This window comes from Enterobacter cloacae complex sp. 2015409 (genome assembly GCF_041365315.1).
GTDB classification, from domain to species: domain Bacteria; phylum Pseudomonadota; class Gammaproteobacteria; order Enterobacterales; family Enterobacteriaceae; genus Enterobacter; species Enterobacter pseudoroggenkampii.
In genome coordinates, this window is record NZ_JBFTVM010000005.1 from 81,300 (window position 1) to 100,757 (window position 19,458).

The 19,458-nt window shown below is 57.0% G+C and carries 17 protein-coding genes; 9 read left to right on the forward strand and 8 right to left on the reverse strand.

Annotated features, from left to right (window positions below):
- Nucleotides 1-18 precede the first annotated feature (18 nt).
- From glgP to asd, 6 genes are all read right to left on the reverse strand, one after another.
- On the reverse strand, nt 19-2,466 hold the full coding sequence (gene glgP / locus ACDO57_RS19780) for a glycogen phosphorylase (protein WP_032648304.1): 2,448 nt from the start codon (nt 2,464-2,466) through the stop codon (nt 19-21).
- Between the two features lie 18 nt (nt 2,467-2,484).
- A complete protein-coding gene (gene glgA, locus ACDO57_RS19785; protein WP_024908888.1) occupies nt 2,485-3,918 on the reverse strand; it encodes a glycogen synthase GlgA in 1,434 nt (477 codons plus the stop codon).
- Entirely contained in the window at nt 3,918-5,213 is a 1,296-nt protein-coding gene (gene glgC, locus ACDO57_RS19790; RefSeq protein ID WP_032648303.1) for a glucose-1-phosphate adenylyltransferase, read from the reverse strand. The genes glgA and glgC overlap by 1 nt, the downstream gene beginning before the upstream one ends.
- Before the next feature lie 17 nt (nt 5,214-5,230).
- Complete coding sequence (glgX, locus tag ACDO57_RS19795; protein ID WP_370884479.1) at nt 5,231-7,204, reverse strand: glycogen debranching protein GlgX; 1,974 nt, start codon at nt 7,202-7,204, stop codon at nt 5,231-5,233.
- Nucleotides 7,201-9,387, reverse strand: coding sequence for a 1,4-alpha-glucan branching enzyme (gene glgB, locus ACDO57_RS19800; RefSeq protein ID WP_208763312.1), 2,187 nt, complete (start codon nt 9,385-9,387; stop codon nt 7,201-7,203). Before glgB ends, glgX begins: the two co-directional genes overlap by 4 nt.
- Before the next feature lie 249 nt (nt 9,388-9,636).
- Entirely contained in the window at nt 9,637-10,740 is a 1,104-nt protein-coding gene (asd, locus tag ACDO57_RS19805) for an aspartate-semialdehyde dehydrogenase (protein WP_024908885.1), read from the reverse strand.
- Nucleotides 10,741-10,917: 177 nt separating this feature from the next.
- Here asd and yhgN point away from each other — a divergent pair, with 177 nt between their 5' ends.
- Nucleotides 10,918-11,511 (forward strand): NAAT family transporter YhgN, encoded by a 594-nt coding sequence (gene yhgN, locus ACDO57_RS19810; RefSeq protein WP_003861574.1) that lies wholly within the window; start codon nt 10,918-10,920, stop codon nt 11,509-11,511.
- A gap of 113 nt (nt 11,512-11,624) precedes the next feature.
- On the opposite strand, the gene tusA is transcribed toward yhgN, so the two are convergent.
- Nucleotides 11,625-11,867, reverse strand: a complete 243-nt coding sequence (gene tusA / locus ACDO57_RS19815) for a sulfurtransferase TusA (protein WP_370884480.1) — start codon at nt 11,865-11,867, stop codon at nt 11,625-11,627.
- Nucleotides 11,868-12,034: 167 nt separating this feature from the next.
- On the opposite strand from tusA, the gene ACDO57_RS19820 reads away from it, so the two are divergent.
- Both ACDO57_RS19820 and ACDO57_RS19825 read left to right on the forward strand, forming a co-directional pair.
- Nucleotides 12,035-12,700, forward strand: a complete 666-nt coding sequence (locus ACDO57_RS19820; RefSeq protein WP_032648297.1) for a 7-cyano-7-deazaguanine/7-aminomethyl-7-deazaguanine transporter — start codon at nt 12,035-12,037, stop codon at nt 12,698-12,700.
- Nucleotides 12,701-12,772: 72 nt separating this feature from the next.
- A complete protein-coding gene (locus ACDO57_RS19825; protein ID WP_008503073.1) occupies nt 12,773-13,330 on the forward strand; it encodes a DcrB family lipoprotein in 558 nt (185 codons plus the stop codon).
- Nucleotides 13,331-13,334: 4 nt separating this feature from the next.
- Here ACDO57_RS19825 and ACDO57_RS19830 read toward each other — a convergent pair whose 3' ends face one another.
- Nucleotides 13,335-14,552 carry an MFS transporter gene (locus ACDO57_RS19830; protein ID WP_370884481.1) on the reverse strand — a complete coding sequence of 406 codons (1,218 nt, stop codon included), beginning with the start codon at nt 14,550-14,552 and terminating at the stop codon, nt 13,335-13,337.
- Between the two features lie 145 nt (nt 14,553-14,697).
- Here ACDO57_RS19830 and ACDO57_RS19835 point away from each other — a divergent pair, with 145 nt between their 5' ends.
- The 6 genes from ACDO57_RS19835 (at nt 14,698) to ACDO57_RS19860 (ending at nt 19,446) form a co-directional block, all read left to right on the forward strand.
- A complete protein-coding gene (locus ACDO57_RS19835) occupies nt 14,698-15,747 on the forward strand; it encodes an AI-2E family transporter (protein ID WP_024908881.1) in 1,050 nt (349 codons plus the stop codon).
- 335 nt (nt 15,748-16,082) lie between these two features.
- Nucleotides 16,083-16,472 carry a hypothetical protein gene (locus ACDO57_RS19840; RefSeq protein WP_024908880.1) on the forward strand — a complete coding sequence of 130 codons (390 nt, stop codon included), beginning with the start codon at nt 16,083-16,085 and terminating at the stop codon, nt 16,470-16,472.
- 69 nt (nt 16,473-16,541) lie between these two features.
- Nucleotides 16,542-17,645, forward strand: a complete 1,104-nt coding sequence (locus ACDO57_RS19845) for a class I SAM-dependent methyltransferase (protein WP_050597518.1) — start codon at nt 16,542-16,544, stop codon at nt 17,643-17,645.
- A gap of 28 nt (nt 17,646-17,673) precedes the next feature.
- Nucleotides 17,674-18,396, forward strand: coding sequence for a beta-ketoacyl synthase chain length factor (locus ACDO57_RS19850; RefSeq protein ID WP_157189824.1), 723 nt, complete (start codon nt 17,674-17,676; stop codon nt 18,394-18,396).
- A complete protein-coding gene (locus tag ACDO57_RS19855) occupies nt 18,393-19,208 on the forward strand; it encodes a 1-acyl-sn-glycerol-3-phosphate acyltransferase (RefSeq protein WP_024908877.1) in 816 nt (271 codons plus the stop codon). The genes ACDO57_RS19850 and ACDO57_RS19855 overlap by 4 nt, the downstream gene beginning before the upstream one ends.
- Nucleotides 19,189-19,446, forward strand: a complete 258-nt coding sequence (locus ACDO57_RS19860) for a phosphopantetheine-binding protein (protein ID WP_008503081.1) — start codon at nt 19,189-19,191, stop codon at nt 19,444-19,446. The genes ACDO57_RS19855 and ACDO57_RS19860 overlap by 20 nt, the downstream gene beginning before the upstream one ends.
- Nucleotides 19,447-19,458: the final 12 nt, after the last annotated feature.

Genomic DNA, 19,458 nt, shown 5'->3' on the forward strand with positions numbered 1-19,458 from the left:
GAGGTTGCCGTTTTGCTTTTATAACCTCACCGGATCAATATGCCAGATCGTCTCGGCATACTCCTTGATGGTCCTGTCAGACGAGAAATACCCCATATTGGCGATGTTATACATCGCGGCGCTGGTCCACTTCTCCGGCTGGCGATACAGTTCGTCCACCTTGTCCTGACAGTCCACGTAGCTGCGATAATCCGCCAGCACCTGATAGTGATCGCCAAAGTTAATCAGCGAATCCACCAGATCGCGGTAGCGGCTCGGTTCATCCGGGCTAAACACGCCGGTCGCGATCTGCGTCAGCACCTGACGCAACTCTTCATCCCCTTCGTAATATTGACGTGGCGAGTAGCCTTTTCTGCGCAGCGCCTCCACCTCTTCCGTCGTATTACCGAAGATAAAGATATTGTCTTCGCCCACATGCTCCAGCATCTCGACGTTCGCCCCGTCAAGCGTACCGATGGTCAGCGCGCCGTTAAGGGCAAACTTCATGTTACTGGTGCCGGATGCCTCCGTCCCCGCCGTGGAAATCTGTTCAGAGAGATCCGCCGCCGGGATGATCAGCTGCGCCAGGCTGACGCTGTAGTTTGGAATGAACACCACCTTCAGCTTGTCGCCAATGTCCGGATCCTGGTTAACCACCTTCGCCACGTCGTTGATGAGATGAATAATGTGCTTCGCCATGTAGTAGGCCGACGCCGCCTTACCGGCGAAGATCTTCACGCGCGGCACCCATTCGGCCGTCGGATCGGCCTTGATGCGGTTGTAATGGGTGATCACGTGCAGCACGTTCATCAGTTGACGCTTGTATTCATGGATGCGTTTGATCTGCACGTCGAACAGCGCTTTCGGGTTTGCCACCACGTTGAGGTGCATCGCCAGCCAGACCGCCAGACGCTTTTTGTTCAGCAGCTTGGCTTCGCGCACGGCTTTGTTCACCGTCGGGAAATCAATATGCTGTTCCAGCTCGCTCAGCTGGCTCAAATCGGTACGCCAGGTGCGGCCGATATTCTCGTCCAGTACCTCAGAGAGCGGCTGGTTGGCCAGCGCCAGCCAGCGGCGCGGGGTGACGCCGTTGGTCACGTTGCAGAAGCGCGTCGGGAAGATCTTCGCAAAGTCCGCAAACAGCGACTGCACCATCAGGTTCGAGTGGAGCTCGGACACCCCGTTGACCTTGTGGCTGATAACAACCGCCAGCCAGGCCATGCGCACGCGGCGACCGTTCGACTCATCAATGATGGACGCGCGGCTCAGCAGGCCGGTATCGTTCGGATACTGCTCCTGCAGCGTTTTGAGGAAGTAGTCGTTAATCTCAAAGATAATCTGCAGATGGCGCGGCAGGATTTTGCCGAGCATGTCCACCGGCCACGTTTCCAGCGCTTCGCTCATCAGCGTGTGGTTGGTGTACGAGAACACCTGGCAGGTCACCTCAAAGGCGTCGTCCCAGCTGAACTTATGCTCGTCGATCAGCAGGCGCATCAGCTCCGGAATAGAGAGCACCGGGTGAGTGTCATTAAGGTGGATCGCGGTTTTCTCCGCCAGGTTGGCGTAGGTTTTGTGCAGCTGATGGTGGCGGCTGAGGATGTCCTGAATGGTCGCCGAAACGAGGAAATACTCCTGACGCAGGCGCAGCTCGCGGCCCGAGTAGGTCGAGTCATCCGGGTACAGCACACGGGATACGTTCTCGGAGTGGTTTTTATCCTCCACCGCCGCGAAGTAGTCACCCTGGTTAAATTTACCGAGGTTAATTTCGCTACTGGCCTGGGCGCTCCACAGGCGCAGCGTGTTGGTGGCGTCGGTGTCGTAGCCGGGGATAATCTGGTCGTAGGCCACGGCCAGGATCTCTTCCGTTTCCACCCAGCGGGATTTTTTCCCTTCCTGCTGAATACGCCCGCCAAAGCGCACCTTGTAGCGCGTGTTGTGGCGCTTGAACTCCCACGGGTTACCGTACTCCAGCCAGTAGTCCGGGGACTCTTTCTGACGCCCGTCGACGATGTTCTGCTTGAACATGCCGTAATCGTAGCGAATACCGTAGCCGCGGCCCGGCAACGCCAGCGTCGCCAGCGAGTCGAGGAAGCAGGCGGCGAGACGCCCCAGACCGCCGTTACCGAGGCCCGGGTCGTTCTCTTCGTCGATCAGTTCTTCTAAATCTAACCCCATCTCTTCCAGTGCGGTTTTGACGTCGTCATAAATACCGAGCGACAACAGCGCATTGGACAGCGTGCGGCCAATCAAAAATTCCATCGACAGGTAGTAAACCTGACGCGTTTCCTGAGAGAGCTGGGCGCGGTTTGAGCGCAGCCAGCGTTCCACTAAACGGTCGCGCACCGCAAACAGGGTGGCGTTCAGCCACTCGTGCTTGTTGGCAATAACCGGATCTTTCCCGATGGTGAACATCAGCTTGTAGGCGATGGAGTGCTTTAACGCCTCAACGCTGAGCGTGGGTGAAGAGTAGCTAAATGGAGCGTTCATATCAGTAACTTCGCCTCGTTACATCAAGCGTTGATAGAGATCGCGGTATGACTGCGCCGCGACGTGCCAGCTAAAGTCCATGGACATCGCCTGACGTTGTACGTAACGCCACAGCGATGGACGGGACCACAAGACGAAAGCACGCCGAATCGCCCGAAGCAGCGACCAGGCATTACTGTCCTCAAAGACAAACCCGCTGGCGATACCGTCCGCCAGGTTTTCCAGAGAGCTGTCGGATACCGTATCCGCCAGTCCGCCCGTGCGGCGTACCAGCGGCAGGGTGCCATATTTCAGGCCGTACAGCTGCGTTAGGCCACAGGGTTCGAAACGGCTTGGCACCAGGATGACGTCCGCGCCGCCCATAATGCGGTGCGAGAATGCCTCGTGGTAGCCAATCTGCACGCCCACCTGACCCGGATGTTCCGCCGCGGCGGCAAGGAAACCTTCCTGCAGCACCGGGTCGCCCGCGCCGAGCAGCGCCAGCTGTCCGCCCTGCTCCAGTAAACCGGGCAGCGCCTCCAGCACCAGATCCAGCCCTTTCTGGCTGGTCAGGCGGCTGACCACCGCGAACAGCGGCACTTTGTCGTTAACCTTCAGACCCATCGCAATCTGCAGCTGGCGTTTGTTTTCCGCTTTGTCTTCCACGGAATCACGGCCGTAGCGCGCCGCCAGCAGGAGATCGGTTTCCGGGCTCCAGATCTGTTCGTCCACGCCGTTCAGAATGCCCGACAGGCGGCCTTCGCGATGGCGCTGCTGCAGCAACCCTTCCATACCGTAGCCAAACGCCGGCTGGGTGATCTCACGCGCGTAGGTTGGGCTCACCGCCGTGATGTGATCGGCGTAGTACAGCCCGGCTTTCAGGAACGAGATCTGCCCGTTAAACTCCAGCCCGTGCATGTTATAGAACGATAATGGCAGATCGATTTCACTCATGTGATGGGCATAGTACATCCCCTGATACGCCAGATTGTGCACGGTAAAGACCGATTTGGCCGGATGGCCGCGCGCGGCGAGATACGCCGGGGCAAGCCCGGCGTGCCAGTCGTGCGCGTGCACCACATCCGGGCGCCAGAACGGATCCAGCCCCGTCGCCATTTCTGCACCGACCCAGCCGAGCAGCGCAAAGCGCAGCACGTTATCGGTATAAGCGAACAGGTTCGTATCGTGATACGGGCTGCCCGGTCGATCGTATAAGTGCGGCGCGTCGATCAGGTAAATCCCTACGCCATTGTAATGTCCAAACAGCAGAGTGATGCGTCCGGCGAAGGTCTCACGGCGGGTCACCACTTTTGCATCGGGTATACCACGCCGGATATCCGGAAAGGCGGGCAGCAGGACTCGGGTATCCACGCCTCCGGCGATTTGCGCTGCCGGTAATGCACCCAAAACATCTGCCAGACCGCCCGTTTTCAACAACGGGAACATCTCAGAACATACGTGTAAAACCTGCATCATCGCTCCTGTTTGATCTGCAGCTTCCGCAACATTTCCCGTGTGACTAACACGATCCCCTCTTCCGAACGATAGAAACGACGCGCGTCTTCTTCCGCATTCTCCCCAATCACCATCCCTTCAGGGATGACGCAGGCACGGTCGATCACGCAGCGACGCAGACGACACGAGCGCCCTACCCAGACATCCGGCAATAAGACTGCCGAATCGATATTACAGAATGAATTTATCCGCACGCGGGGGAACAGCACCGACTGCACCACCACCGAGCCTGAAATAATGCACCCGCCGGACACCAGCGAGTTCAGCGTCATACCATGGCTGCCGGAGCGGTCCTGCACGAACTTGGCTGGCGGCAGCGACTCCATATGGGTACGAATCGGCCAGTTCTGGTCGTACATATCCAGCTCAGGCGTGACCGACGCCAGGTCGAGGTTCGCTTTCCAGTACGCCTCCAGGGTTCCCACATCGCGCCAGTAAGGCTCCGCATTCGGGTCGGACTGCACGCAGGACAGCGGGAAAGGATGTGCATACGCCATGCCAGCTTTCGTGATTTTCGGAATGATGTCTTTACCGAAGTCGTGGCTGGAGTTTTCGTCTTTGTCGTCTTCTTCCAGCAGCTCATAAAGATATTCTGCATCAAAGATGTAGATCCCCATGCTGGCAAGCGATTTGGTGTCATCGCCCGGCATGGTTGGCGGGTTCGCCGGTTTTTCAACGAAGTCGATAATTTTGTCGTCGGCATCCACGTGCATGACGCCAAACGCCGTCGCTTCAGCAACGGGCACAGGCAGACACGCCACGGTGCAGCGCGCCCCTTTTTCGACGTGGTCGATGAGCATGTGGGAGTAATCTTGCTTGTAGATATGGTCCCCGGCGAGGATCACGATATATTCCGCGTTATAGCGACGAATAATGTCGAGGTTCTGGGTCACCGCATCCGCCGTCCCGCGATACCAGTTCTCGCCGTGAACGCGCTGCTGCGCAGGGAGGAGATCGACAAACTCGTTCATCTCTTCGCTGAAGAATGACCAGCCGCGCTGGATATGCTGAACCAGCGTGTGCGACTGATACTGCGTTATGACGCCAATACGGCGAATGCCCGAGTTCAGGCAGTTGGAGAGCGCAAAGTCGATGATGCGGAACTTACCACCAAAGTGAACAGCCGGTTTGGCGCGCTTGATGGTCAAATCTTTCAGACGGGTACCACGCCCACCCGCAAGTATCAGGGCAACCGTTTTTAATGGTAGCTGGCGTGCCAACATTAAGGGATCGTTCTTCTCTAATCTAACCATGACTAACTCCTTTTTTATCATCTTTGGAATACGCACACTCCGTGCGCAGGCCCGTGCCAGACAGCCATTACTACCGGATTATCCACTCCGGCAAAGGGGGGAACAGCTCGCCATTCCCCTTCAGGTAAAACAATCTCTGCGACGTCATCCGTCGCGTTCAGCGTGACCAGCCATTTATCCGACAGCAGGATTTGCAGGCGTGGTACGCCGTGTTGCCACTCTTGCGCGCTTAACGGTTGCGCGTCTTGATTCAGCCAGCGAACGTTGCCGTCACCCTCTTCCCACCAGCGGTCGGCGGTCAGCGCGGGGATCTGCTGGCGAAGATGGATCAGCGCAGCGGTAAAATGAATCAGCCCGCTGTTGGCTTCACCCCAGTCGAGCCAGGTTAACGTGTTGTCCTGGCAATACGCATTGTTGTTACCGTGCTGGCTGTGGCCGTGTTCATCGCCTGCCAGCAGCATCGGCGTGCCCTGCGACAATAAAAGCGTTGTCAGCAGCGCATGTACGCTGGCGCGTCGCCGCTCTATCACATCCAGACTTCCGCCTAACCCTTCTATACCATGATTGAAGCTATGGTTATTGTTAGTGCCATCGCGATTCTCTTCGCCGTTTGCCTCATTGTGTTTCTGATTGAAACAAACGCAGTCCCTGAGGGTAAAACCGTCGTGCGCCGTCAACAGATTGACGGTGGCCGACGGGCGTTTGCCGTCGCGCTTAAAGAGATCGCTTGAAGCAGCAAAGCGTCCGGCGAACTCCCCGAGCGACAGATTCCGCTCCAGCCAGAAGCGGCGTACGGCGTCGCGGTAGTGGTCGTTCCACTCGGCAAACAGCGGCGGGAAATTCCCGACCTGATAACCACCTTCTCCGATGTCCCACGGCTCGGCAATGAGCTTCACCTGCGAGAGCACCGGACAGTTTTTTATCGCCTCAAACAGCGGCGCCTGCTGGCTGAACGCCGGCGTGCGCCCCATCACCGGGGCCAGGTCGAAACGAAAACCGTCGACGTGGAACGTTTCCACCCAGTATTTCAGGCATTCATAAGCAAAATGCGTGACCGCCGGATGGCTGAGATTGAGCGTGTTACCGCAGCCGGTCCAGTTCTCATAATCGCCATCCTGCCTGATCCAATAATAGCTACGGTTATCAATTCCGCGCATGGAGAGCGTCGGACCGTCGAGATCGCTTTCGGCACTGTGGTTCAGCACGACGTCCAGAATGACCTCAATGCCCGCCGTATGAAGCGCCTTCACCGCATCGCGAAACTCGTCCCGCGCCTTTTCCGGATGAGCGGCATAGCGTGGCTCAAGCGCGAACATCGCCAGCGGGTTGTAGCCCCAGTAGTTGCTTAGCCCCAGCCGCTGCAGGCGCGGCTCGCTGGCAAAATGGGCGACGGGTAGCAGTTCCAGAGCGGTGATGCCGAGGTGTTTCAGGTAGGCGATCATGGTGGGATGCCCGAGCGCCTTATAGGTACCGCGCATCTCTTTGGGGATCGACGGGTGCAGGTAGGTCAGCCCTTTGACGTGGGCTTCATAAATGACGGTATGGCCCCACGGCGTCTGCGGCGGGGTATCGTCTTCCCAGTCATAAAGATCGTTCACCACCACGCTTTTTGGCGCGACGGGCGCGCTGTCGCGGTGGTCGGGATCACCGTAACCCACGTGGAAGAGCGGGTCGTCTTTAAATTCGCCGTCCACGCGGTGCGCGCACGGGTCAATCAACAGCTTCGCCGGATTAAACCAGTGACCCTGCGCCGGATCCCACGGACCGTGTACGCGAAAGCCATAGTGCAAGCCTGGCCGCCCTCCGGCCAGGTAGCCGTGCCAGGTATCCCCCGTGCGCGCGGGTAAATCGTAACGGTGCTCGTTACCTTCCCCGTCAAACACGCACAGTTCTACCCGCTCAGCGTGAGCGGAAAAGAGGGTGAAATTGATCCCCTTCCCGTCAAAACTCGCCCCGAGCGGTTCGGGTTTACCTGCCGTAAGCTGCGTCATTCGCCCTCCCGCATTAGCCAGATGGTGCCAAGCGGCGGCAGCGTCAGGCTCAGGGAGTTGGGTCGTCCGTGGCTTTCGATGGCGTCGCTCTGTACCAGCCCGCCGTTACCGGCGTTACTGCCGTGGTAGTGCATCGAGTCGGTATTCAGAATTTCGCGCCATTTACCCGGTTGGTTAATGCCGAAGCGGTAGTGTTCACGCGGCACCGGCGTAAAGTTGCTGGCGACGATGATCTCGTTACCGGCTTTGTCACGACGCACAAAGACAAACACCGAGCGTTCGTGGTCGTCCACCACCAGCCATTCAAAGCCGTACGGATCGAAGTCGAGCTCGTGCAGCGCTTTGTGGTGGCGATAGGTCAGGTTCAGATCGCGTACCAGCCGCTGCACCCCGTGGTGCCAGTTGTCGCCGCCTTCCAGCAGATGCCAGTCGAGGCTGGCGTCGTGGTTCCACTCGCGTCCCTGAGCGAACTCATTGCCCATAAACAGCAGTTTTTTGCCCGGGAAGGCAAACATCCAGCCGTAGTAGGCGCGCAGGTTGGCAAACTTCTGCCACGCGTCGCCCGGCATGCGGTCGAGAATCGATTTTTTGCCGTGCACCACTTCATCGTGGGACAGCGGCAGCATGAAGTTTTCGGTGTAGTTGTAGAGCATCCCGAACGTCAGCTTATCGTGATGGTACTTACGGTGGACCGGATCCAGCTTCATGTAGTCGAGCGTGTCGTGCATCCACCCCAGGTTCCACTTATACCAGAAACCCAGGCCGCCCAATGACGGCGGACGGGAGACGCCCGCAAAGTCGGTCGACTCTTCCGCCATGGTTACGGCACCGTCCACCTGCTCGCCGATAATGCGGTTGGTATTACGCAGGAATTCAATCGCTTCCAGGTTTTCGCGGCCGCCAAACTCGTTCGGGATCCACTCCCCCTCTTTGCGGCTGTAGTCGCGGTAGATCATCGACGCCACCGCATCCACGCGCAGGGCATCGATGCCAAACCGCTCGATCCAGTACAGGGCATTCCCGACCAGATAGTTTGCGACCTCACGGCGACCGTAGTTGTAGATCAGCGTGTTCCAGTCCTGGTGATAGCCTTCGCGCGGATCGCTGTGCTCGTACAGCTTCGTGCCGTCAAACTCTGCCAGCGCGAAATCATCTGCGGGGAAATGACCCGGCACCCAGTCGAGGATCACGTTCAGCCCGGCGGCGTGCGCGGCATCAATGAAATAGCGGAAGTCGTCGCGCGTGCCGAAGCGGCGCGTTGGCGCATACAGCCCGGTGGGCTGATAGCCCCAGCTGCCGTCGAACGGGTGCTCGTTGACCGGCAGCAGCTCAAGGTGGGTAAAGCCCATCCATTTGGCATACGGCACCAGCTGGTCGGCAAGCTCCCGGTAGCTCAGCCAGAAGTTGTTATCGGTGTGGCGACGCCAGGAGCCAAGGTGTACCTCATAGACGGAGATCGGCGCATCAAAGCGGTTAGCCTGCTTGCGCTCCTCCGTCTGAACGACCTTCTCCGGCAGGCCGCAAATCAGCGACGCGGTATCCGGACGCATCTGCGCTTCGAAGGCATACGGGTCGGCTTTAATGCGCAGCTTGCCGTGAGCGTCAATCATCTCGAATTTATAAAGCTGCCCGTGGTGCGCCCCGGGGATAAACAGCTCCCAAATGCCGGTTTCCCGACGCAGGCGCATCGGGTGGCGGCGGCCGTCCCAGTAGTTGAACTGACCAACAACGGAGACGCGCTGGGCATTGGGCGCCCACACGGAGAAGCGCGTGCCGGTAATGCCGTCCATGGTATCGGCATGGGCACCCAGCGTTTCATAAGGACGAAGATGCGTTCCTTCGGAAAGCAGCCAGGCGTCCATCTCTTTAAGCAGAGGGCCGAAGCTGTAGGGATCGTCAATCAGGTTTTGCTGACCGTGCCAGAGAACGGCGAGCTGATAGCGAAACGGGTTTTTACGACGGGGCATCACGCCCGAGAAGAAGCCACGGGAATCGAGGCATTCAAGATTACCCACTTTGCGGCCGGTTTTGGGTTCAATCACCCAGACTTCTGTGGCATCCGGTAACAGTGCCCTAACTTCCAGACCGGCCTCAGTACGGTGCATCCCAAGCACAGAAAAGGGGTCAGCGAAATGACCCGCAATAAGCGCATTAATCACGTCTCTATCCACACGATCGGACATGGTATTCATCCTGTTTTTTATGTCGTCCTTTTTAAGCGCTCCGGGACGACTTTTAATGTGACCTGAACGGGACAGCACAAAAATGTGCATCCATTCTGCTCCGCTCGAACCTCAGGTAAGAAATGACTCTTCCTTAAAGCATAGCCAACGCTCTAGATGACTCCTGATAAAAAATAAGACATACGCGTGTTACTCCATGTAGTACGCAAAAAAAAGGGGTGAAAATCACCCCTGGTATTTAACAAATTATTACGCCAGCTGGCGCAGCATGCGGCGCAGCGGTTCGGCGGCGCCCCACAGGAGCTGGTCACCGACGGTGAACGCGGAGAGATACTCCGGCCCCATATTCAGCTTACGCAGACGGCCAACCGGCGTGGTCAGCGTGCCGGTCACCGCTGCCGGGGTCAGCTCGCGCATGGTGATATCGCGATCGTTTGGTACCACTTTCGCCCACGGGTTGTGCGCGGCCAGCAGCTCTTCCACGGTCGGAATAGACACATCTTTTTTCAGTTTAATGGTGAAGGCCTGGCTGTGGCAGCGCAGTGCGCCGATACGTACGCACAGACCGTCAACCGGAATGGTGTTCGCGGTATTGAGGATTTTGTTGGTCTCAGCCTGGCCTTTCCACTCTTCGCGGGTCTGGCCGTTATCCAGCTGTTTGTCGATCCACGGGATCAGGCCGCCTGCCAGCGGTACGCCAAAGTTATCCACCGGCAGCTCGCCGCTGCGGGTCAGCTGAGTGACCTTACGCTCGATATCCAGAATAGCGGATGCCGGGTTTGCCAGCTCGGTCGCAACGCTCTGGTGCAGCTGGCCCATCTGGGTCAACAGCTCGCGCATGTGACGCGCGCCGCCACCGGACGCCGCCTGGTAGGTCGCCACGGAGACCCACTCCACCAGATCCTGCGCGAACAGGCCGCCGAGGGACATCAGCATCAGGCTGACGGTGCAGTTGCCGCCGACAAAGGTTTTCACGCCGTTGTTCAGGCCATCGGTGATCACGCCCTGGTTAACCGGGTCGAGAATGATGATGGCATCGTCTTTCATGCGCAGCGACGAGGCCGCGTCAATCCAGTAGCCCTGCCAGCCGCTTTCACGCAGCTTTGGATAGATTTCGTTGGTATAATCGCCGCCCTGGCAGGTCACAATAATGTCGAGCGCCTTCAGCGCTTCCAGATCGTAAGCATCCTGCAACGTGCCTGTGGTACCACCAAAGGACGGAGCAGCCTGGCCGAGCTGGGAAGTGGAGAAGAAGACCGGGCGGATAGCGTCGAAATCGCGCTCTTCAACCATGCGTTGCATGAGTACAGAGCCGACCATACCGCGCCAGCCGATAAAACCAACGTTTTTCATAGCATTTTTTTCCTGCTGAGGGTGTGTGCTGTTTGTGCAAGCCAGTATTGAACTGGGATATGCTTCACATTACAAAATGCTGCCAAAGTCGCAAGCGAAATTAATCGATGATTGCCCGGCAATCAGAAATACAGCTAATTATCATAATAACCATAGAGAATTTCAGGGATAATTTACATGAGTGAAATCATTTCCGCAGCGGTTTTATTGATTCTGATAATGGATCCACTGGGTAACCTGCCGATCTTCATGTCGGTGCTGAAGCACACCGAGCCGAAGCGCCGCCGGGCGATCATGATCCGCGAGCTGCTCATCGCCCTGCTGGTGATGTTTATCTTCCTGTTTGCCGGGGAAAAAATTCTCGCATTCCTGAACCTGCGCGCCGAAACCGTGTCGATTTCCGGCGGGATTATTCTGTTCCTGATTGCCATTAAGATGATTTTCCCGAGCGCGGAAGGTAGCAGCAGCGGCCTGCCTGCGGGTGAAGAGCCGTTTATTGTGCCGCTGGCGATCCCCCTCGTCGCGGGCCCGACCATTCTGGCCACGCTGATGCTGCTGTCGCATCAGTATCCGAACCAGATGAGTCATCTGGTGATTGCCCTGCTGATTGCCTGGGGCGGGACGTTCATTATCCTGCTGCAGTCGTCCCTGTTCCTGCGCCTGCTGGGTGAGAAAGGGGTGAACGCGCTGGAGCGCCTGATGGGGCTGATTCTGGTCATGATGGCGACGCAGATGTTCCTGGACGGGATCCGGGCGTGGATGAAAGGATGACTTTCTCCCTCTCCCCGTGGGAGAGGGTCGGGGTGAGGGCATCAGGCCGCAGAGGACGTATTTTTGCCGGGTGGCGGCTTTGCCTTACCCGGCCTACAACACCACCAGCCCATCTACCCCTTACGAATTAAATACCGGTACGGCAGCGCCTCAGTCTGCTGTGCCACCAGCTCATGTTCCATAAAGATACAAAAACCGGGAATATCACGGGTCGTGGCCGGGTCATCGGCAATAATCAACAGCGTTTCACCGGTCTGCATATTGCGCACGGTCTTACGTACCATCATTACCGGTTCCGGGCAGCGAAGGCCCTGGGCATCAAGGGTGTGGTCTGGGCTGGAAAACAGGTCGGTCATGATCTTCTCGGTCAGATAAAAACGGCTGTAGTTTACGCCCGGTTGCGATCAATGCAAACCAGGTTAACGATTGCGTAAAAACTAACCATTGCAATGTCCTGCCAAAGCAGTATCATGCTGCGGTTTTTATTGGGTTCCCTCACCCCAACGTATAAAAAGGTCACAATATGACGTCGTTTTCCGAATCTCAGCGCGTAAAAGCGTTGTTCTGGCTTTCGCTTTTCCATTTGCTGGTGATCACCTCCAGCAACTATCTGGTGCAGCTCCCGATCTCCATCTTTGGTTTTCATACCACCTGGGGCGCGTTCAGTTTTCCGTTTATTTTCCTCGCGACCGATTTGACCGTGCGTATCTTTGGCGCACCGCTGGCTCGCCGCATTATTTTTTCGGTCATGCTCCCGGCGCTGTTCATCTCGTACGTGATTTCGTCTCTGTTTTATATGGGGAGCTGGCAGGGCTTTGAGGCGTTAACCCACTTTAACCTGTTTGTCGCCCGTATCGCCGCCGCCAGCTTTATGGCCTACGCGCTGGGGCAGATCCTCGACGTGCACGTGTTTAACCGCCTGCGGCAAAATCACCGCTGGTGGATGGCGCCCACCGCCTCCACGCTGTTCGGTAACGTGAGCGATACGCTGGCCTTCTTCTTCATCGCCTTCTGGCGCAGCCCGGATGCGTTCATGGCCGAACACTGGATGGAAATCGCGCTGGTGGACTACTGCTTCAAGGTCCTCATCAGCATTGTCTTCTTCCTGCCGATGTACGGCGTACTGCTCAATATGCTGCTGAAAAGGCTGGCAGATAAATCTGAAATCACCGCATTGCAGGCAGGTTAAAGGTTCGCTTTATCAGTTGTGATAAGATGAGCGAATGAGCCGTTATGGCCGTTTATCGAAAGGAAGAAGTCAATGCGCAATCTGGTTAAATATGTCGGGATTGGCCTGCTGGTTGTGGGTCTTGCAGCCTGTGATAACAGCGACACGAAAACGCCTGCTCAGGGCGCATCCGCAGAGAGCAACGCGACCGGCCAGCCGGTCAATCTGATGGATGGCAAACTCAGTTTCTCTCTGCCAGCCGATATGACTGACCAGAGCGGCAAGCTGGGCACCCAGGCGAACAACATGCACGTTTACTCCGACGCAACCGGGCAGAAAGCGGTTATTGTGATTGTGGGCGACGACACCAGCGAAGATCTGGCCGTTCTGTCCAAACGTCTGGAAGATCAGCAGCGCGGCCGCGACCCGCAGCTGCAGGTCGTGACCAATAAATCCATCGAGCTGAAAGGCCATAAGCTGCAGCAGCTGGACAGCATCATCTCTGCAAAAGGCCAGACCGCGTACTCCTCTGTCGTGCTGGGCAAGGTCGATAACAAACTGCTGACCCTGCAGATCACCCTGCCAGCTGAAGATCAGCAGAAAGCGCAGACGGCTGCTGAAAACATCATTAACACCATCGTGATCCAGTAACGTTTCACGGCGATGACGTGGCCTCCGGTGCCTGCACCGGAGGCCATTTTTTTAGCCGCCACGTCAGCAGCAGTGCAATCACAACCAGACCCGCTGCAGCAAGATAGATCACCGGCACGCCTGCCCAGGCCATCACCAGCCCCGCCAGCGGGCCGGTAATGCCTAAAGACATATCCATAAACACCGTATAGGTCGCCAGCGCCGCCCCCTGATTCTGCTGCGGCACGGCTTTTACCGCCACCACGCCCAGCGCCGGGAAGACCAGAGAAAAGCCTGCCCCCGCGAGGAATACGCCCACTTTCGCGACCCAGGGCACCATCGCTATTCCGGTCAGCAGCAGCCCGACAATCTCTATCGCAAAGCAGATCATCGCCACGTTCAGCCCGCCCAGACGGTTGATGCCGTTAGGGAAAAGCAGGCGCGCGCCAACAAACGCACAGCTGAACAGGGTTAACGCAAAGGCCGCGCCGTCCCAGCCTTTGGCGTCATAAAACAGAGTAATGAAGGTGGCTATCACGCCGAAGCCAGTGGTCGCCAGCGCCAGGGCCATGCCGTACGGCCAGACGCGCCCCAGCACCGCCCGAAACGGCAGCGGCTTGCCTTTGCTGGCCTTCACCTTCGGGCGCGGCAGCGCAAAGAGGATCGCCAGCAGCGCGACCGCCATGATGGTGATGGCCAGCCCATGCAGCCCGCCCAGCGCATAGCAGGCTACGCCGAGCGGCGCACCGAGCGCCATCGCACCGTAGGTGACAATCCCGTTCCAGGAGATCACCCGGCCAATGTGCGGCGCGCCGACAACCCCCACGCCCCACAGCGTCGAGCCGGTTCCCGCCAGACTTTGCCCAATGCCCAGAATGACGCGACCCAGGCAGAGCAGCGCCAGGCTGACCAGCGGCCAGTGGCTGGTTGCGGCTGCCAGAAGATAGCTCAGGCCGCTGAGGAAACAGCCGCACAATCCCACGACCACGATGCTTTTTGGACCGAACGTGTCCGCGTAGCGCCCGGCATGCGGGCGGCTGAGGAGCGTGGCGAAATACTGCAGGCTAATCACCAGCCCCGCCCAGAAGGCGCTGAAGCCCATCACGTCATGGACATAGCCCGGCAGGACCGCCAGCGGCAGCCCGATGGTCAGATAGCTGGCAAAGTTGAAAAGCACAACGGAAACGATGCGCAGATTGAGGCGCAGTCCGCTCAGTGCCGGTTCAGCGGCAGGTTCGGGCATGGGGTTCTACCTGGATTTTTTACAACAGTGTTTCACTATTACCACGGCGCAATAAGAAAATCAGCCCCGACTTTCAGATTAACGGCCCCAGACGAAGCGGAGCCCGGACACTACACTTACCGGGTCATCATATTAAGGAACACGCATGATCGCTAACCCGTCCGACAAAGCAGGGCTCCACATCTTATTAAAACTCGCCTGTCTGGTGGTTATCCTTGCGGGTATCCACGCTGCCGCTGACATTATTGTCCAGCTCCTGCTGGCGCTCTTTTTTGCCATTGTGCTTAATCCGCTGGTAACCTGGTTTTTACGCCGGGGCGTCAGCCGTCCGGTCGCCATCACCATCGTCGTCATCGTGATGCTGATTGCCCTGACGGCGCTCTTTGGCGTGCTGGCAGCCTCGCTGAGCGAATTCTCCACCATGCTGCCGCAGTACAACAAAGAGCTGACCCGTAAGATTGTCGCACTCCAGGAGATGGTGCCCTTTCTTAATCTGCATATCTCACCCGAACGGATGCTGCGCAGGATGGATTCCGAGAAGGTCATGACCTACGCCACCACGCTGATGACGGGGCTTTCCGGCGCGATGGCCAGCATTCTGCTGCTGGTCATGACGGTGGTGTTTATGCTGTTCGAAGTCCGCCACGTCCCCTATAAGCTGCGCTTTGCATTAAATAATCCACAAATTCATATTGCTGGCTTACACCGGGCACTGAAGGGCGTTTCCAAATATCTGGCGCTGAAAACGCTGCTGAGCGTCTGGACGGGGATCATTGTCTGGCTGGGGCTGATGCTGATGGACGTGCAGTTCGCGCTGATGTGGGGCGTGCTGGCGTTTCTGCTCAACTACGTGCCCAATATTGGCGCGGTGCTTTCCGCCGTGCCGCCGATGATTCAGGCGTTCCTGTTTAACGGCTTCTACGAATGCATGCTGGTCGGCGCGCTGTTCCTCGTCGTGCATATGGTGCTGGGCAATATTCTTGAGCCGCGCATGATGGGACACCGGCTGGGCATGTCGACGCTGGTGGTGTTTTTATCCTTACTGATTTGGGGATGGCTGCTGGGCCCGGTCGGGATGCTGCTGTCGGTCCCCCTGACCAGCGTGTGTAAAATCTGGATGGAAACCACCAAAGGCGGAAGCAAGCTGGCGATCCTGCTCGGGCCGGGGAGGCCGAAAAGCCGGCTACCCGGGTAACCGGCCTACCTGTACAGGTAGGTTTAAAGCGTCAGTAATACACCGTAAATTACCGCGTCCCTAATCCGTCGCGGTATTTTTATTTGCGTTAAGGCGATATTCACTCTGTCTTTATTTACGCCACGCGCATTATGTTGAAACGCAATTCATGATTTAACGCAAATTATAAAAAATGAAATTCTTATTTATTTTCCATGTTATTATGCCCGCCTTCGCGTCAACGCAATGCAAACATTAATATTGATTAAAAATACATCTGGCGGTCAAAAAAGCCGGATGCGTATTATTTGTAAAAACCACTACCTTTAATTGTTATTATTGATATGGAGTTGTTGATGAAAAAGATCGTTAAATGGTGTACTGCTGCCGTATTCGTGGGTGCACTGGCAGGCTGTGCGCGTACCGCCCCAATCGCTCAGGTTCACTCTATTGTCAGCGCGGGTCATACTGCCGATCAGGTAAAAACGGCAATTTTGAAAGCAGGCCAAAAGCGTGACTGGATCATGACGGAAGCGGGTCCTGGGGTGATTAAGGGACGTCTGCAGTCACGCGATCACTCGGTCCAGGTGAGTATTCCGTACACGGCAACAAGCTATTCAATCAACTATGAAAACAGCCTTAACCTGAAAGCGGCAGACGGTAAAATTCACAAGAATTATAACCGCTGGGTGAATAACCTCGACCACGATATTCAGCTGAACCTCTCCGCTGGCGCCGCGCTGTAATATTTTTCTAAAGTCGGGCCGCGTATGGCCCGATAACCTCTCTTTATTGCCCTAAAAGGTTACGCAGTAATGTACGAAAAGGACACACTCAGCGCACTGGATGCCATTACCGAAGCGCAACGCATCGCCTTTGCCCCGATGCTATTCCAGACTGCGCTTTGTCTGCGTAACTCTGGCGTTCTCGCCTGGCTCGATAAACAAGGCAAAGAGGGAGCTACCCTCGAGGAAATAACCGAAAACAGCACCCTGAGTAGCTATGGTGTTAGCGTCCTGCTGGATATGGGATTAAGCGGACGCATCGTTACCCAACAGGATGGACGTTATTTTCTGGCAAAAGTGGGACATTTTTTACTGCACGACGCAATGACCCGCGTAAATATGGATTTCACTCAGGACGTTTGTTATCAGGGGCTATTTCACCTGGCGGACGCCCTGCAGGAAGAAAAGCCGGCCGGATTAGCCGTGTTTGGCGACTGGCCAACCATCTACCCGGCATTATCCCAATTACCGGCTCCGGCGAAAGAGAGCTGGTTCGCCTTTGATCATTACTATTCTGACGCCGCTTTTGACGCTGCGTTACCATATATATTCGCAAGCTCGCCGACAAAATTGTACGATGTGGGCGGAAATACGGGTAAATGGTCGTTACGCTGCTGCCGCTATGACGAAAATGTTGCCGTGACGATCCTCGATCTGCCGCAGCAGATAGCGCTGGCGCAGGAAAACATCGCAAAAGCAGGTTTTTCTCATCGTATTGGATTCCATGCTGTCGATATGCTTAGCCCAGCAGCATTGCCGGGTGACGCCGACGTCTGGTGGATGAGCCAGTTCCTGGATTGTTTCTCTCCGGATCAGATTGTCGCCATGCTGACGCGCGTCGCACAGGTCATGAAGCCAGGCGCACGTTTGTGCATCATGGAGCTTTTCTGGGATGCCCAGAAGTTTGAAGCGGCCTCTTTCAGCCTGAATGCCACCTCGCTCTATTTCACCTGTATGGCGAATGGTAATAGCCGGTTTTACAGCGTAGAGAAGTTTTATCGCTACCTGGAGAGCGCAGGTTTCAGCGTTGAACAGCGGCTGGACAACCTTGGGGTCGGTCATACCCTGCTGATATGCACCAAACGTGAACAACAGAGCAGCGTAGCTGCCCGGGTGGCCCAGCCTGCCCTTTGAATACGGTTTTTTTCGCGGACGCGCGTAGATGAAATTTTCACTGAACATTATCGACTGGCAGGCGAGAGCGCCAGGACTCAGCGATGCCACAGAGTGGCAGGCGTGGTCTCGCCTGCAGCTGGCCGTTGACCCAGCGGCCCCGCTTCCCCGGCTGACCGCTTTACCCATGATGACCGCGCGCCGCCTCAATTCAGGCAGTAAGCTGGCGGTGGACATTGGTCTTGCCATGCTGCAAAAGCACGCTATTGATGCCGTCGTCTATTCCAGCCGTCACGGCGAGCTGGAGCGCAACTACCGTATTCTGCATGCTCTGGCGACCGGGCAGTCCGTTTCCCCCACCGATTTCGCTATGTCCGTGCACAATTCCGCGGTGGGCAATCTCACGATTACCGCACGCCAGGCCATCGTCTCGTCATCCATCTCAGCCGGACTGGACACCTTCCAGCAGGCCTTATGTGAAGTGCTGAGCCTGCTGCATGCGGGCTATTCCCGCGTCCTGCTGGTCGATTTTGACGGCGCGCTGCCGGAATTTTACCATCCGGCGTTACCGCCGCAGATGCCCACCTGGCCGTACGCGCTGGCGCTGGTGATTGAATCCGGCAACGGATTGCAGTGTGAAACCCGAAGCGGCAGCACGGGTGAAGAACCCGCCCTGCCGCAAAGCCTGTTGTTCCTGCAACGCTATCTCAGCGAGGCACGGCAGTTTATGGTGCCCGGGGAACGTTTGCTGTGGCAATGGACACGCACATGAACCGCCTGGCTGCCCGTATCAACTGGTTATGGCGTCTGGTGATGACCGGCTTCTGCTTCGCGCTGTTTGGCGTGGGCGGGCTGCTGCTGTCGCTGGTCTGGTTCAACCTGCTGCTGATCGTCCAGCGCGATCGCGCCAGCCGTCGTCGCCTGGCGCGTCGCAGCATTGCGGCCAGCTTCCGCTTCTTCCTGACCGTTGCTCGCAGCCTCGGAGTACTTGACTATCGCATTCACAATCTTGACGCGCTGCGCAGCGATCGGGGTTGTCTGGTGGTGGCTAACCACCCCACGTTAATTGACTACGTGATTCTGGCGTCGGTGATGCCGGAAACCGACTGTCTGGTGAAGAGCGCGCTGCTGCGCAACCCGTTTGTCAGCGGTGTTATCCGCGCGGCGGATTACCTGATTAACAGCGAAGCCGAGCCCCTGCTCGCGGCCAGCCAGCAGCGTCTGGCTCAGGGCGACACGCTTTTAATCTTCCCGGAAGGCACGCGTACCCGGTTTGGCGAGGCTATCTCCCTCCAGCGCGGCGCGGCAAATATCGCCGTGCGCTGTAACAGCGATCTGCGGGTGGTGCTGATCCACTGTAGCGAACATCTGCTGGATAAAAAAAGTCACTGGTATGATGTACCGCCAGAAAAACCTGTTTTCACCGTGGATGTCCGCGACCGCGTGAACATCGACGAATTTTACGATGCAACTGAACAAGAACCGGCGCTGGCGGCAAGGCAGTTAAACCGGCATCTACAGCATCGATTAACATCAGGCCTTCAATCTTTGTCAGGAATTAATGATGCAAGCGCTTTATCTTGAAATTAAGAATCTCATTATCACCACGCTGAATCTGGACGAGCTTACCGCAGAGGATATTGATACCGATGCCGCGCTGTTTGGCGATGGGCTGGGTCTCGACTCTATCGACGCGCTGGAACTGGGGCTGGCCGTGAAAAACCAGTATGGCGTGGTGCTTTCCGCCGAAAGCGAAGAGATGCGCCAGCACTTCTTTTCCGTCGCCACGCTGGCGTCCTTTATCAACGCTCAACGCGCCTGAGATGTGATCACG

Excerpts from the sequence above, each read along its gene's own strand:
- glgP (WP_032648304.1), bottom strand. The coding sequence starts at position 2,466 with ATGAACGCTCCATTTAGCTACTCTTCACCCACGCTCAGCGTTGAGGCG.
- glgA (WP_024908888.1), bottom strand. The coding sequence starts at position 3,918 with ATGCAGGTTTTACACGTATGTTCTGAGATGTTCCCGTTGTTGAAAACG.
- glgC (WP_032648303.1), bottom strand. The coding sequence starts at position 5,213 with ATGGTTAGATTAGAGAAGAACGATCCCTTAATGTTGGCACGCCAGCTA.
- glgX (WP_370884479.1), bottom strand. The coding sequence starts at position 7,204 with ATGACGCAGCTTACGGCAGGTAAACCCGAACCGCTCGGGGCGAGTTTT.
- glgB (WP_208763312.1), bottom strand. The coding sequence starts at position 9,387 with ATGTCCGATCGTGTGGATAGAGACGTGATTAATGCGCTTATTGCGGGT.
- asd (WP_024908885.1), bottom strand. The coding sequence starts at position 10,740 with ATGAAAAACGTTGGTTTTATCGGCTGGCGCGGTATGGTCGGCTCTGTA.
- yhgN (WP_003861574.1), top strand. The coding sequence starts at position 10,918 with ATGAGTGAAATCATTTCCGCAGCGGTTTTATTGATTCTGATAATGGAT.
- tusA (WP_370884480.1), bottom strand. The coding sequence starts at position 11,867 with ATGACCGACCTGTTTTCCAGCCCAGACCACACCCTTGATGCCCAGGGC.
- ACDO57_RS19820 (WP_032648297.1), top strand. The coding sequence starts at position 12,035 with ATGACGTCGTTTTCCGAATCTCAGCGCGTAAAAGCGTTGTTCTGGCTT.
- ACDO57_RS19825 (WP_008503073.1), top strand. The coding sequence starts at position 12,773 with ATGCGCAATCTGGTTAAATATGTCGGGATTGGCCTGCTGGTTGTGGGT.
- ACDO57_RS19830 (WP_370884481.1), bottom strand. The coding sequence starts at position 14,552 with ATGCCCGAACCTGCCGCTGAACCGGCACTGAGCGGACTGCGCCTCAAT.
- ACDO57_RS19835 (WP_024908881.1), top strand. The coding sequence starts at position 14,698 with ATGATCGCTAACCCGTCCGACAAAGCAGGGCTCCACATCTTATTAAAA.
- ACDO57_RS19840 (WP_024908880.1), top strand. The coding sequence starts at position 16,083 with ATGAAAAAGATCGTTAAATGGTGTACTGCTGCCGTATTCGTGGGTGCA.
- ACDO57_RS19845 (WP_050597518.1), top strand. The coding sequence starts at position 16,542 with ATGTACGAAAAGGACACACTCAGCGCACTGGATGCCATTACCGAAGCG.
- ACDO57_RS19850 (WP_157189824.1), top strand. The coding sequence starts at position 17,674 with ATGAAATTTTCACTGAACATTATCGACTGGCAGGCGAGAGCGCCAGGA.
- ACDO57_RS19855 (WP_024908877.1), top strand. The coding sequence starts at position 18,393 with ATGAACCGCCTGGCTGCCCGTATCAACTGGTTATGGCGTCTGGTGATG.
- ACDO57_RS19860 (WP_008503081.1), top strand. The coding sequence starts at position 19,189 with ATGCAAGCGCTTTATCTTGAAATTAAGAATCTCATTATCACCACGCTG.